Consider the following 14,041-nt stretch of genomic DNA (forward strand, 5'->3'; position numbering starts at 1 on the left):
TGTAAGATAACCTACCAAGCACTTGCTAGGTAGCGTGTCAGGTAGGAGTCCAGTGACCGATCAACCGAGAACCATCCCATCAGCCCTTATCAGGGCCGCCGAGGAGTTCGGTGAGCTCGCGGCAATTGCCGATGGCGACACCCGACTGACCTTTGCACAGTTGCACCAGCGTGTTCGTGATTTTGCGGGCGCACTGATCACACGTGGAGTGAAGGCAGGCGACCGTGTTGTCATCTGGGCGCCCAACACCCACCACTGGGTGATTGCACTGCTGGGCGCGCAGTACGCCGGAGCAGCAATTATCCCGATCAACACCAGATACACGGGCACCGAGGCACTCGACATCGTCGAGCGCGTCGACGCGGCTGCCCTGGTAGTCGTCGGCAAGTTCCTCAAGGCCGATCGATACCAGCAGTTGCTCGACGCTAATCCCGACCTGTCGATTCCGACGGTGATCCGCGTACCGGTAGACGGCGACGACGCTCGCGCCGGCGTCATCGAGTTCGAGGACTTCCTCGCCCTCGCGACGGACGACACCCGCACCGAAGCCGACGCTCGGGCTACAGCGGTGACGCCCGACGATGTCAGTGACATCCTCTTCACCTCCGGTACGACGGGTCGCAGCAAGGGCGCCATCAGCGCTCATCGCCAGTCGATCGGCGTCGCACAGGCATGGGGAGACAATGCCGAGGTCACTGCCGATGACAACTTCCTGATCATCAGCCCCTTCTTCCATACCTTCGGATACAAGGCCGGAATTCTGGTCTGCCTTCTCAACGGTGCAACCATCGTGCCGGTGTCCGTCTTCAACATCGACGAGACCCTGTCACTGATCAACCGCGAGAAGGTCAGCATCCTCCCGGGCGCGCCGACGATCTACCAGACGATCCTCGATCACCCCCGCCGCGGCGAGTACGACCTCTCGTCGCTGCGCATCGCCATCACGGGCGCTGCACCGGTTCCCGTCGCGTTGGTCGAGCGCATGCAAAGCGAACTGTTCGACGCAGTCCTCACCGCCTACGGCCTGACCGAAGCAGTGGTGGCCACCATGTGCCGCACCGACGACGACCCGGTCACGGTGTCCACGAGCTCGGGCCGCGCGACGGCTGATTTCGAGGTCAAGATCGGCGACCAGGGCGAGATCCTGCTTCGCGGACCGAACGTCATGCTCGGATATCTCGACGATCCCGAGTCCACAGCCAAGGCCGTCGACGCCGACGGTTGGCTGCACACCGGAGACGTCGGAACCCTCGACGAGCGTGGATATCTCGACATCACCGACCGTCTCAAGGACATGTACGTCAGCGGCGGCTTCAATGTCTACCCCGCCGAGATCGAAGGAATGCTGGCTCGCCTGCCCGGTGTCCACGAATCGGCTGCCATCGGCATTCCCGATCACCGGATGGGTGAGGTGGGCCGTGTCTACATCGCTCAGCTCGACGGTGCCGGACTGACCGAAGAATCCGTCATCGCTTTCCTCAAGGAGAAGATCGCCGGATTCAAGGTGCCGCGCGAAGTGCGCTTCGTCGATCACCTCCCTCGTAATCCCTCCGGCAAGGTCCTCAAAACAGTTCTGCGCGAGGAACAGTCATGACCGTTCCTTTCGAAGCCGATGTCGTGACCTACGAGGTCCGCGGCACTGTGGCCGTCGTGACCCTGAACCGTCCCGACTACCGCAATGCCCAGAACTCGGTGGTGACGTACGCACTCGACGCCGCTTTCCAGCGCGCTGTCGATGACGACGACGTCAAAGTCATCGTCCTGGCAGGCAACGGCCCGCACTTCAGTGCGGGACACGACCTGGGAACTCCGGGCCGCGACCATCACGTCGAGTACGAGAACAAAGCCGCCATGTGGTGGGATCACGTCGACAAGCCCGGTGGTGACCAACGTTTCGCGCGCGAGATGGAGGTGTACCTGGGAATGTGCCGCCGGTGGCGGGAGATCCCCAAACCCACAATCGCCATGGTCCAGGGCGCCTGCATCGCGGGCGGCCTGATGCTCGCATGGGTCTGCGACATGATCGTCGCCGCCGACGACGCGTTCTTCTCCGATCCCGTTGTCCGCATGGGCATCCCCGGCGTGGAGTACTTTGCCCATCCGTGGATGGTTGGCTCGAGATTTGCCAAGGAAATGCTCTTCACCGGCGATCGGTTCACCGCGCAACGTGCCTACGAAATCGGCATGGTCAACCGCGTTGTTTCCCGCGACGATCTCGAGAAGGAGACGTTTGCACTTGCCGAACGCATCTCCGAGATGCCGCGCTTCGGATTGGCACTCACCAAGAAGGCCGTCAACCAGTGTGAGGATCAGATGGGGATGCGTAACGGCATCGATTCCGTCTTCGGTCTGCATCACTTCGCTCACGCTCACAACGCCGAGGTAGGCAAAGACTCGCTTGGTGGTCTCGACGCCAAAGCTATGGCTGCCAGTGCTCGCACACCGCAGGAAGGAACAAACTAGTGGATCTCGTATTCGACGACGCCACAACCGCATTCCGTGACGAGGTCCGCTCGTTCCTGGAGGCGAATGTGCCCGCCACTCCCCTGAAGTCGATGGATACCGCCGAGGGCTTCGAAGAGCACCGTCAGTGGGAGCACACTCTCGCCGACGCCGGCTACGCCGTTGTCTCGTGGCCCAAGGAACTCGGCGGCCGCGACGCGTCGCTACTCGAGTGGGTCATCTTCGAGGAGGAGTACTACCGCTCGGGTGCACCCGGACGCGTGAGCCAGAACGGCATCTTCCTGCTGGCTCCCACACTTTTCGAACATGCAAACGCCGAGCAGCTGGCACGCATCATGCCGCGCATGGCACGCGCCGACGATATCTGGGCACAGGCCTGGTCCGAACCCGAGTCCGGTTCCGACCTCGCCAGCCTGCGTTCGAGCGCGAAGAAGGTCAACGGCGGCTGGCTGCTCAACGGCCAGAAGACGTGGAGCTCACGCGCCAGCTACGCGGACTGGGGCTTCGGACTGTTCCGCTCCGATCCGGATGCGCAGCGCCACAAGGGCATTACCTACTTCATGTTCGACCTCCGTTCGCCCGGCGTCACCGTGCGTCCGATCGATCAGCTCGACGGTGAGCCCGGCTTCGCCGAGATCTTCCTCGAAGACGTCTTTGTTCCCGACGACCCGGCCAACCCGGGTGAGTCCGGTGTGATCGGCAGCGTCAACGAAGGATGGCGCGTCGCGATGAGCACCGCCAGCAACGAGCGTGGCCTCTCGCTGCGTAGCCCCGGCCGCTTCCTCGCGACCGTCGACCGCCTTCTCGAGCTGTACAAGGCCAGCGGACGCACGGACGACAGCGCTCTGCGCAATCAGGTCGCCGACGCCTGGATCGGCGCACGCGCCTACCAGCTCAACACGTTCGGGACCGTCACCCGTCTCGCCGACGGTGGGCAACTCGGCGCCGAATCCTCGATCAACAAGGTCTTCTGGTCCGAGTGGGACATCGCTACCCACGAGACCGCCCTCGAACTGCAGGGCCCAGAAGCCGAACTGGCCGACAACTGGATGGACGGATACCTGTTCTCCCTGTCCGGCCCGATCTACGCAGGCACCAACGAGATTCAGAAAAATGTCATCGCTGAGCGGCTGCTCGGCCTACCTAAGGCGGACCGATGAGATTCGCGCTCGACTCCTCCCACCAGGACTTCGCTGCGAGCATCGATGCGTTGCTCACCAAGTCCGACATGCCCGCCGTCATCCGCTCTTGGAACGACGGTGACACCGCACCAGGCAAGAAGCTGTGGCAGCGCCTCGCCGAGACCGGCGTCAACGGACTTGTCATCGCCGAAGAGCATGACGGCCTGGGCGCCGACGCCGTCGACCTGGTTGTTGCTCTCGAGCAGCTCGGTCGCCATGCGGTACCTGGCCCGGTCGTCGAAACCATCGCAGTAGCACCGACTCTGCTGGCTTCTGTTGCACCCGAGCGTCTCTCCGCTCTTGCCGAAGGTTCGCTCGCTACGGTCGCAGCTCCCCCGCACACGCCGTTTGCGCTCGATGCCAACTCTGTTGACCTGGTTCTGCTGGCACAGGACGGCGCAGTCAGCCTCGGCGTTCCCGGCGAAGCCAAGGCGTCGGTTGACCTCTCGCGCAAGCTCTTCGAGGTATCCGCCGGCGAGTCGCTCGGCTCCGCCGACTTCTCGGCTGCCTTCGACATGGGCGCCCTCGCCACTGCTGCTCAGCTTCAGGGCCTCGGGCAGACTCTCCTCGAGGTCACCACCGAATACGCAAAGCAGCGCAAGCAGTTCGGCAAGGTCATCGGACAGTTCCAGGCCATGAAGCACCACCTGGCCGAGGTTGCCGTCGCTCTCGAAATGGCTCGCCCGCTCCTGCACGGCGCCGCGCTGTCGGTGCGCGATCAGTCGACCGATGCCTCGCGTGACATCTCCGCCGCCAAGGTTGCCTGCGGCGATGCTGCCTACAAGGCCGCTCGCGTCGGACTGCAGGTTCACGGCGCCATCGGATACACGATGGAACACGATCTCTCGCTGTGGCTCACCAAGGTACGAGCATTGCTTACCGCGTGGGGCACTCCGTCCGAGCACCGCGCCCGGGTCGTCGCATCCCTGGTTGCGTCATGAGCATCGACACCGAAGACCAGGCAGCATTGCGCGCGTCGGTACGCGATCTCCTGAGCAAGCATTCAGACTCAGCTTCCGTCCGCGCCGCCATCACCACGGACAACGGTTACGACGCCGCGCTGTGGAGCAAGCTGTGCGAGCAGATCGGCGTCGCCGCGCTGGCGATTCCCGAGGAGTTCGACGGCGTCGGAGCAAGCTTGGCGGAAGTTCATGTGGTCCAGGAAGAACTCGGACGCACGCTGACGCCGTCGCCGATGCTGGGTTCCGCGATTCTCTCTGCGCAGGCCCTGTTGCTCTCGGGCGATGCCGACGCCTGCTCGCGTCTACTCCCCGGCGTTGCTGCCGGCGAAAGCACACTTGCACTGTGCTGGGCGGGTGCGAGCGGTTGGGATTCCTTCGGAGTCTCCGCCACTGAAGACGCGTTGAACGGCACCGCTGCCTATGTCCTCGACGGACACGTCGCCGACACCTTGCTGGTGCTGACGGCCGACGGTTTCTACGAAGTCGATCCCGAAGCCGAAGGTGTTTCCCGCCGACGCGTCCCCACCATGGACCCGACTCGCACGCTCTCGGAGGTCACGTTCTCCGGTGTTCGCGGGCGGCCTCTCGCATGGTCTGCGGATCTGGTCGATCGCATCCGAACGGTCGTCTTGATTGCACTGTCCGCCGAACAGGTGGGTGCTGCCGCAGCCATCGTCGAACAGACGGTGGAATACACGAAGTCTCGCAAACAGTTCGGTCGCGCAATCGGGTCCTTCCAGGCCCTCAAGCACCGGATGGCCGACATGTACACGCTGGTCGAGACGGCACGGTCCATGACCTACGCCGCGGTGGCCACACAGTCAGCCGGTGACGCAGCGATCGCCAAGGTGTACTGCTCGGAGGCCTTCCAGCAGATCACCTCCGAAGCCGTTCAGTTGCACGGCGGAATCGCGATCACCTGGGAACACGACGCTCAGCTGTACTTCAAGCGCGCGCACAGCAGCGCGCAGTTGTTCGGCCAGCCGAGTGCATACCTGCCCGAGCTGGCAACGGCCGCTGGCCTGTAGCAACGACACCCGAAGCCCCCTCAGCCTCACAAAGGCCGAGGGGGCTTTTGTGTCGAGCACACAGCACGATCACGTTACGAAGTTGCATCTTTCGCCCTAACGCTCGCCGAAGACCTCGCAGCAGGAATACGGTCAAAGAGCTTTGGCGTCAAACTCGCTCCACCCGTGACTCATGGCGGTTGGGGAATGCATGGTCGGCGAGCAGGATTCCTCCTTTCATCTCGCGGTGACCCGACCAGCGCCGCGCTACGTACAGCCTTGCGCTGTACGTAAATTGGATTGCGGCAGTGCGTTAACTGCCACTGGTTCGCTCAGCGTCGATGCCACGTGTTCGCTCAATGGGATAACCCCTGGTTTCGAGCTTTTCTTCTCCGGAGAATCAAAAGTAGCAGCGCCGTTTTCTTCCACAGACCGGAGATTTTTCATGAACCGATTCGACAACAAGCGCGTCCTCATCAGCGGTGCCGGGTCCGGCATCGGGCAAGCCACGGTGGCTCGAATCCTGGAGGAAGGCGGCACCGTCGTTGCCGCGGATATTTCCGAAGCAGGACTCGAACTCACTCGAGCCGCAGCAGCTGCCGCCGGCCATGGCGACCGCCTCACCGTCGTCACCGTCGACATCTCGAAAGAGGACTCCGTTCGGCAACAGATCGGTTCTGCGATCACGGCGCTCGGCGGTTTGGACGTGCTCGTCAATGCCGCTGGAATTCTGCGCTCCGAACGCACCCACGAGATGTCGCTCGACTTCTGGAACACCGTCATCGGCGTCAACCTCACCGGCACCTTTCTCATGACACGCGAGGCGCTTCCCGCTCTGCTGGAAAGCGGCAGCGGTGTTGTCGTCAACTTCAGTTCCACCTCCGCGACGTTTGCCCACCCGTACATGGCGGCCTATGCGGCGTCCAAGGGCGGTATCCAATCCTTCACGCATGCACTCGCTCTCGAATACAGCAAGCAGGGACTACGTGCCGTTGCCGTCGCGCCAGGAAGCATCGCGTCGGGAATGACCTCCGACCCCGGATTCCCCGCCGACATCGACTACACGTTGCTCGGCAAGCTGCTACCGGCCATCGGTGACGGTTTTGCTCCCCCGTCCGCGGTGGCAGGCGTGATCGCGATGCTCGCATCCGACGACGGCTCCTTCGTGACCGGAACCGAAATCCGCATCGATGGCGGCACGCATATGTGATCGCCTACTGTGCGCCTTACCAACCGTCCGCGGTTAGTAAGGCGCACAGCGCGAGGCGGCATACTTGTCCGAGAGTCCCCTGGAACCCGTCCGGCGGTACGAACTTCGGTGGGAGTGCGCGATGAGTGAACAGAGTGACACTACGAATCTCGAACCTGTACTGATCAGTCCCGTCGTCAGTGGAATGATCCGCACCTGGTCCGAGGACGAGACCCGTCTGTGGAGCATCGACAATCCCGAAGGTCTTGCCGAGCTGCTCGGTCGTGGACGTATCGCCCGTACCATGATGCCGGACAACCGATCTCGAGAAATTGCCTTCCTGGACACGGAGTCAGGCACGCTGTCGGTGCAACCGCGCTTCGCCGCTTCCGACAACGCCGACGTCGCCGGGTCGTTCCAACTCGGCGATCCCATCCCCGTCGACGGAGATCCGTGGGACGAACTCGAGCTGGCACTCGCACACGTTGCTCTCTCCGCTGCGGCGCGCAGCGAATTCTGGCTGGTAGAACAGGGTGGTTGGGACGCTCCAGCGCAGCCGCATTGTCTGTTTGCCGTGATCAGCGAGGACGGCGCAGCCAATGCCGTCATGGAGGCAGCACCCGCACCCGCCGATACCGGCGTCTGGCCTGAGGTTCCCAGCGATCAACCAGGGGTTTCCGTCGCGGCGCCGGCGTCGCAGGAGACCATCGAAGCGGCAGGCATCTTCGCCACAACAGCCATCCAGACGTGGAACGTCCATCCCTGGGATGTTGCTCTGACCTTCGGAAAGCTCGAGGATTTTGCCTGATCCGCAGCCAAGTGAGTTCTACGTCTCCCGCCGCAACAGCAATCGCGGTTCGTCACAACACCCGGTATGACCACGACAGGACGACCTGCAATGGGCATACTGAGGGAACTGGGGTAACTCCCGGTCACAAATACCGTGAATCCGCGTCGGGGCGGAGATGCGGCCCTCACAACACGCGAGCGCTGGACAAACCGGCCGCTCCGAAAGGCTCAACCATGGCAACCGATCAATTGCAGACCGTTGTACTGCACGGTGACCAGCTGAAATACGTCGACCAGGGCAAAGGCCCCGTTGTCGTCCTGATCCACGGCCTTCTCGGCGCACATACCAATTGGGAACCGCAGATCGAGACGCTGTCGCGGCGCTACCGCGTCATCGCACCCGACCTGTTCGGGCACGGAGCGTCCGACAAGCCGGCCGGCGACTACTCCCTGAGTGCCCACGCCGCGACCGTGCGCGATCTCCTGGAAGCACTCGACATCCCCTCCGCCACGTTGGTCGGCCACTCCCTCGGCGGCGGTGTTGCCATGCAAGCCATGTATCTGTTCCCCGACCGCGTCGAGCGCCTGTGCCTGGTGGCCAGCGGTGGCCTGGGCCCCGAAGTCAGCCCACTCCTTCGGGCCGCAACCTTGCCCGGCAGCGAACTGGTTCTTCCCGTCCTGGCGTCCAAGACGCTGACCGACGTCACCGACAAAGCTCTCGAACTGTTCAACAAGATCGGGCTGTTCAAATTGGGTGCCAGCGCCAGTGAAGCTCGCAAGAGCCTTGCGACGGTATCCGACGCCGCAACCCGGCAGGCTTTCCTTGCCACTGCCCGCTCGGTGATCAATTACCAGGGCCAAACAGTCGCCGCAACACCACATTTCGCGAAGTTCCAGAACTTGCAGGCACTCTTGGTCTGGGGCGCCGAAGACACCATCATCCCCAACGCGCACACCGAGAACGCCCGCGCCGAACTACCCCTGGGTCGGGTCGAGATCTTCCCCCGCGCAGGACATTTCCCGCACCTGGACTACCCGGACCGGTTCGATCGCGTATTCACGGAGTTCATGACGGATTGTGGTGTGGGCTTCGGACCGAAAGCCGTCACGGGCTGAAATTGCCGCCGCGCCTCGCGTCCACTACCGATGGTCGAATAACAACACGACCGGTTCTCAGCAGCACCATGTTTGTCGAATCATCTGTTGGGTAGGGCTCTGTCAGAGGAATTCTCTTCGCACGATGTGTGACGAACAGAAGGGGCTGTCCGATGCCTTCATCACCGTACATCCCAGGCGCACCTGCTCCCAGGGCGCCGGACCTCCGAGAGCCCGTCCAACCACGCCCGCCGCTGCCTCCCAAAGAAGATCAGAGACAGCCCGAAGTACGTACTGTCGCAGGAGCCGAGCCCGCGACGGACAGCCACGGCCGGGCACAACAAGGCGAATTTCTCACGACTGCGATCGGAACTCACCTCTACAAGACCGAGAAGATCACTCACTTCGATCACGAGCACATTGCCGAGCGGGTTATGCATACGGGTGGCGCTGCCGCACACGGCAACTTCGTCGCGAACGGATCCGCCGAAAGTATCTGCAAGGCAGCACTTTTTGCCAAAGGAACACAAACCCCCACATTCGTTCGCTTCTCGACGGTACTGGGCTCACGCGGCTCAGCCGATACAGTGCGCGACACTCGCGGGTTCGCGACCAAGTTCTACACCGAGGAAGGTGTATTCGACTTGGTAGGTAACACCATTCCCGTATTCTTGCACTGGGGCTGCCGGAATCGACGACTCGGCATTCGGGGTGGTAGTTGCCCCGACCCCGGAGGAAGCAGTCACCGCCGTAACAGAACTGCTGAAAACGCACCGGGTATGGGAACGTTTTCACACTTCTTCTGCGAACTGAAAGGACAATAGAGGTGAGCACCGATCCGCAACCCGAACTCCCCATTGAACGCGGCCTCGACGACGTATGTGAGCAATTGGCAACCGCAGCAACAAGACGCGGTTTGACTGTCGCAACAGCAGAATCGCTGACCTCCGGAAATATCGCTGCGCACCTGGGAAAGGCGCCCGATGCCGGGTCTTGGTTCAGTGGTGGGATTGTCGCGTACAGTCCGGCGGTCAAGCATTCCGTGCTCCACGTTCCGGACGGCCCCGTCGTCTGTGAAGACGCGGTGCGAGTCATGGCCCACAGCACTGCAACCCTGATGGGTGCCACGCTGGCTCTGGCCGTCACCGGGGAGGCAGGCCCAGAACCCCAGGAGGACCAAGATCCTGGAACAGTGTGGTTCGGGGTTGTCGATCATGGTGTCGCCGAGACTGAGAAACAGGTATTCAGCGGCGAGCCGGAGGACATTCTCGCCGCGACAGTCGAGCATGCGATCAAACTGTTAGCGCAGCATGCCGCCGGCGGCGATCACACCAGACTGGCGAGTTAGCCGTGGTTCGAAGACGCCAATTCCTCCAGGTAGCTCGCCACCCCGTCCTCGTCGTTGCTCGCCAGCACTCGGTCTGCAAGTTCGAGAATTTCCGGTAGCGCGTTCGACGGCGCCAAGGCGGTACCTGCCCACATCAACATCGGCAGGTCGTTGACGGCGTCACCTGCGGCCGCGACCTCCGACGGGTCAATGCCTTCAGCGGCGCACAACTGTGCGAGTGCACTGGCTTTGGACACCCCGGATGCCGCCATTTCCATGTACGGGGCACCGGAATGAGTGAGTTCGACGCCGGTAATTCCGGCTGCCGCGGCGGTTCGGTAGAGATCGGAACTCGACACGTCCGGATGCCGGGCGACAATCTTCACCATCGGTTCGATCTCCAGCGGCAACGTATCGGCAAGAACCATCTCGTGGACGTGCCTGTGGTGATCCGTGAAGTCGCACAGCGCAGCGTATTCGGGTTCCGCAAAGAACTGTGTCGGCCCGACATTCGCGAACACGACGCCGGGAACGAGTGTGCGGATTTGTTCCATTGCCGTTGCCGCCAAGGATGTTTCGATCGAGACAGTATCGACGATCGTCGGTGTACCGTCGGCAAGATCTAGAATCACAGCACCGTTGGCGCACACCGCCTTACCCCGGAACCCGCAAGAGCTTGCCAACGTATGCACCGAATGCCGAGCGCGAGCCGTCGCCCACACCACTTCGATTCCCGCCAGGCGTGCGCTCTCCATCGCCTGCGCCGTCCGCTCCGAAATCGTTCGATCGGAGCGCAGCAGGGTGCCGTCGAGGTCGGTGGCAAACATTCGGATTCGGGTCACGTGAATACATGATGCCAGGCAATCCGTCGGCAGCCTCGCTAGCCTGAATACATGAGCATCCCCGACATCAGCCTGAATTCCGGAACCACGATCCCGCAACTCGGCCTAGGAGTCTGGCAGGCCACCAACGACGAAACCGAACACGCCGTGCGCTTTGCACTCGACGACGCCGGCTACCGCCACATCGACACCGCTGCCGCGTACGGCAACGAAGAGGGCGTAGGACGCGGCATCGCGGCATCATCGGTTGCCCGTGAGGACGTTTTCCTCACCACAAAGCTGTGGAACTCCGATCAGGGCTACGAACCGGCGTTGGCAGCGTTCGACACCAGCATCAAGAAATTGGGCGTCGACTATGTCGACCTGTACCTAGTCCATTGGCCGCTCCAGGACAAGGAACGACTGCTCCGCACGTGGGACGCCATGGAGAAGATCGCTGAATCAGGCCGCGCGAAGGCCGTCGGCATCTGCAACTTCGAACCCCACCACCTGCAACTTCTTGTCGATCGAGGTGGGCTGCTTCCCGCTGTGGATCAGGTGGAATTGCATCCCCATCTCCCCCAGCACGCCATTCGTGAGAAGGCTGCCGAGCACGCAATTGCGGTCGAATCGTGGAGCCCACTCGGCGGGACCAGTAACGCAGGATGGGGTCCGGCGTCGAAGCCGAACACACTTTTGACGGACCCGATCATCACCCGAATCGGTGATCGGCACAGCAAGTCGGCCGCGCAGGTACTGATCCGCTGGCATCTGCAGAACGGCCTCATCGTCATTCCGAAGTCCGTGCACGATGCCCGCATCGCGGAGAACATCGACGTCTTCGACTTCGAACTCACCGAACTCGACCTCAGCGAAATCGCCACGCTCGACGACGGCACTCGCGTCGGCGCGCATCCCGACGAACTTAATATCGGTGCGCCACAGTAATTTCCGACAGATCCTGCAGGGTTGCCATCACTCGTTCGAGGGGCTCGATGCTGCGCGTCGTCTGACACAGCGCAACGGCCCCCTCGATCGAGGCGATGGTCAGATTTGCCATCGACCTGGCCTGATCCGGCGGTGAGCCTGCCTCACCAAGCGCGGTCTCGACAAGTGTCTGCCAACCCGCCAGAACCTCGGCAGCGGCCTGCGCAACTTCGGGTTCGCTCGCCCGGGCGAGCCCACCGGCGATGATCGGACAGCCGATCGCAAAATCGGAGTTCGCGAGGTTGCGACGCCAGATATCGCCGACTGCATCGATGATGTCGGCCGGCGATCCGGTAGCCGACGCCGCACTGATCCGACGCGTGATGACGGCGCCGGCAGCTTGCACGGCCTCGACCATCAGCTGGGTTTTGCCGCCCGGAAAGTGGTGGTAGATGGACCCGCGCGGGGCGCTGCTGTGCTTGATCACGTCGTTGAACGAGGTCGCGTCGACGCCGTTGCGGCTGATCAACTCGACAGCGCTGCGGATCATCCGCTCACGCGAGCTCAGGTCTGCCATCGCAACTGCGCCTCCGTTCCTCTCGTTCATCTGTCGGGTTCATGCTACGTCCCGGAGCTAGCACCCTTTCTGCACAGTGAGCACGGTTTCCTGCCTGCTGAAGTCCATGCTCACTCGAGACAAACCGTGCTCACTCGATCCTCGCCCAGTCCACAGACCGAGACGGTTCAGCAACCATGCGGGCACTCGATGTACCATCGGCTCGTGACCTTCCCCGCCCCGCACAGCTGGTGGCCTGACCGCTGACGGTCAGCCGCAACTGTGTGCTGCCCAGACGAGATCGGGTGGTCCGCAACGCTCCAGCATTGGATCACCCGATACCGCGAACCAGGTACCGAAATCCATGAAGGAGAGTTAGTTGACCACCACCCCACTCAACCGTTCGCTCGAACCATTGGGCGTTTCCATCCCGTCGAAGGTTCCGACGCACTGGTACAACCTGGCGGCCGACCTCCCCGAACCCGTTCCCCCGCACCTGCACCCGGGCACCCGCGAGCCACTCGGTCCTGAGGACCTGGCACCGCTGTTTCCGATGAATCTCATCGCGCAGGAAGTGTCGACGGAGCGGTACATCGAGATCCCCGAGACCGTCCGCGAGATCTACGGCATGTGGAGGCCCTCCCCGCTCTTCCGCGCACACCGCCTCGAGCGAGCACTGGGAACGCCTGCCCGCATCTACTACAAGTACGAAGGCGTAAGCCCCGTCGGTTCGCACAAGCCGAATACCGCTGTGGCTCAGGCGTACTACAACGCCATCGAGGGAACCACCAAGCTCACCACCGAAACCGGTGCCGGCCAGTGGGGCGCGTCGCTGTCCTTCGCCGGCGCGCTGCTCGGACTCGACGTCGAGGTGTGGCAGGTCCGTTCGTCCTTCGACTCCAAGCCGTACCGCCGCATCCAGATGGAGGCCTACGGCGGAATCTGCCACCCGTCGCCGTCGGATCTGACGGAAGCCGGTCGCGCACTGCTGAAATCGCACCCTGACACCACGGGCTCCCTGGGCATGGCGATCAGCGAAGCAGTCGAGGTTGCCGCGCAGGATCCGAACACGCACTACTCACTCGGTAGCGTCCTGAACCACGTCATGCTGCACCAGACCGTCATCGGCCAGGAAGCCATGGTTCAGCTCGAAGAAGCCGGCGACGCCATCCCTGACACCGTATTCGGTTGCGCCGGCGGCGGTTCCAACCTCGCCGGCCTGACCTTCCCGTTCCTGGGACGGAATCTGCGTGAGGGCACCAAGACTCGTCTGGTTGCCTGCGAGCCGTCGGCCTGCCCGTCCCTCACCGAGGGCGAGTACCGCTACGACTTCGGTGACGTTGCCGGCCTGACCCCACTGCTCAAGATGCACACCCTGGGCAAGGACTTCGTTCCCCCGGCCATCCACGCCGGCGGACTGCGCTACCACGGTATGTCGCCGATGGTCTCCCATGCTGTCAACCTGGGACTGATGGATGCCATCGCCATCGATCAGGACGATGCACTGAACGCCGGTCTGATCTTCGCCCGCGCCGAGGGCATCATCCCGGCTCCGGAATCCACCCACGCAGTTGCGGGTGCGATCGCTCACGCGCGTTCCGTCACCGAACCTGAGGTGATCGTGATCGGCCTGTCCGGCAACGGTCAGCTGGATCTGCCCGCGTACTCGCCGTACGTCTGAGGCCCTGCGGGCCCTGTGCGCCTTTCTGGTAGTGCCGACTACC

General features: G+C 62.7%; 14 protein-coding genes and 1 pseudogene. 13 read left to right on the forward strand and 2 right to left on the reverse strand.

Annotated features, from left to right (window positions below; translation table 11 throughout):
• Positions 1-52: 52 nt before the first annotated feature.
• From EEB13_RS25640 to EEB13_RS25685, 11 genes and pseudogenes are all read left to right on the forward strand, one after another.
• Positions 53-1,594 carry a FadD3 family acyl-CoA ligase gene (locus EEB13_RS25640; protein WP_033232405.1) on the forward strand — a complete coding sequence of 514 codons (1,542 nt, stop codon included), beginning with the start codon at positions 53-55 and terminating at the stop codon, positions 1,592-1,594.
• Positions 1,591-2,463 carry an enoyl-CoA hydratase gene (locus EEB13_RS25645; protein ID WP_033232406.1) on the forward strand — a complete coding sequence of 291 codons (873 nt, stop codon included), beginning with the start codon at positions 1,591-1,593 and terminating at the stop codon, positions 2,461-2,463. The genes EEB13_RS25640 and EEB13_RS25645 overlap by 4 nt, the downstream gene beginning before the upstream one ends.
• A complete protein-coding gene (locus EEB13_RS25650) occupies positions 2,463-3,623 on the forward strand; it encodes an acyl-CoA dehydrogenase family protein (RefSeq protein WP_141486539.1) in 1,161 nt (386 codons plus the stop codon). Before EEB13_RS25645 ends, EEB13_RS25650 begins: the two co-directional genes overlap by 1 nt.
• Positions 3,620-4,585 (forward strand): acyl-CoA dehydrogenase family protein, encoded by a 966-nt coding sequence (locus EEB13_RS25655; RefSeq protein WP_045068546.1) that lies wholly within the window; start codon positions 3,620-3,622, stop codon positions 4,583-4,585. The genes EEB13_RS25650 and EEB13_RS25655 overlap by 4 nt, the downstream gene beginning before the upstream one ends.
• Positions 4,582-5,634, forward strand: coding sequence for an acyl-CoA dehydrogenase family protein (locus tag EEB13_RS25660; protein WP_045068544.1), 1,053 nt, complete (start codon positions 4,582-4,584; stop codon positions 5,632-5,634). Before EEB13_RS25655 ends, EEB13_RS25660 begins: the two co-directional genes overlap by 4 nt.
• 424 nt (positions 5,635-6,058) lie before the next feature.
• Positions 6,059-6,823, forward strand: coding sequence for an SDR family NAD(P)-dependent oxidoreductase (locus EEB13_RS25665; RefSeq protein WP_045068543.1), 765 nt, complete (start codon positions 6,059-6,061; stop codon positions 6,821-6,823).
• Positions 6,824-6,944: 121 nt separating this feature from the next.
• The gene (locus tag EEB13_RS25670; protein WP_045068541.1) at positions 6,945-7,610 is read left to right on the forward strand and encodes a hypothetical protein; all 666 of its coding nucleotides are present in this window, start codon (positions 6,945-6,947) and stop codon (positions 7,608-7,610) included.
• A gap of 215 nt (positions 7,611-7,825) precedes the next feature.
• Positions 7,826-8,707 carry an alpha/beta fold hydrolase gene (locus EEB13_RS25675; protein ID WP_092806198.1) on the forward strand — a complete coding sequence of 294 codons (882 nt, stop codon included), beginning with the start codon at positions 7,826-7,828 and terminating at the stop codon, positions 8,705-8,707.
• Between the two features lie 152 nt (positions 8,708-8,859).
• Positions 8,860-9,357, forward strand: a pseudogene (locus EEB13_RS25680) (catalase); the annotation flags it as partial.
• Between the two features lie 40 nt (positions 9,358-9,397).
• Positions 9,398-9,499 carry a hypothetical protein gene (locus tag EEB13_RS32490; protein ID WP_162487752.1) on the forward strand — a complete coding sequence of 34 codons (102 nt, stop codon included), beginning with the start codon at positions 9,398-9,400 and terminating at the stop codon, positions 9,497-9,499.
• A gap of 13 nt (positions 9,500-9,512) precedes the next feature.
• Positions 9,513-10,034, forward strand: coding sequence for a CinA family protein (locus tag EEB13_RS25685; RefSeq protein WP_045068535.1), 522 nt, complete (start codon positions 9,513-9,515; stop codon positions 10,032-10,034).
• Here EEB13_RS25685 and EEB13_RS25690 read toward each other — a convergent pair.
• Entirely contained in the window at positions 10,031-10,855 is an 825-nt protein-coding gene (locus tag EEB13_RS25690) for an HAD family hydrolase (protein ID WP_141486541.1), read from the reverse strand. The genes EEB13_RS25685 and EEB13_RS25690 overlap by 4 nt on opposite strands.
• Before the next feature lie 51 nt (positions 10,856-10,906).
• Between EEB13_RS25690 and EEB13_RS25695 the strand changes: the two genes are divergently transcribed.
• Positions 10,907-11,782, forward strand: coding sequence for an aldo/keto reductase (locus EEB13_RS25695; protein ID WP_095888210.1), 876 nt, complete (start codon positions 10,907-10,909; stop codon positions 11,780-11,782).
• Here the strand turns inward: EEB13_RS25695 and EEB13_RS25700 are convergent.
• Complete coding sequence (locus EEB13_RS25700) at positions 11,760-12,338, reverse strand: TetR/AcrR family transcriptional regulator (protein WP_092806828.1); 579 nt, start codon at positions 12,336-12,338, stop codon at positions 11,760-11,762. The two genes, EEB13_RS25695 and EEB13_RS25700, sit on opposite strands and share 23 nt — an antisense overlap.
• A 358-nt stretch (positions 12,339-12,696) precedes the next feature.
• On the opposite strand from EEB13_RS25700, the gene EEB13_RS25705 reads away from it, so the two are divergent.
• Positions 12,697-13,998 carry a TrpB-like pyridoxal phosphate-dependent enzyme gene (locus EEB13_RS25705; protein ID WP_033232418.1) on the forward strand — a complete coding sequence of 434 codons (1,302 nt, stop codon included), beginning with the start codon at positions 12,697-12,699 and terminating at the stop codon, positions 13,996-13,998.
• Positions 13,999-14,041: the final 43 nt, after the last annotated feature.

This window comes from Rhodococcus sp. WS3 (genome assembly GCF_003797085.1).
GTDB lineage: Bacteria > Actinomycetota > Actinomycetes > Mycobacteriales > Mycobacteriaceae > Rhodococcus_F > Rhodococcus_F globerula.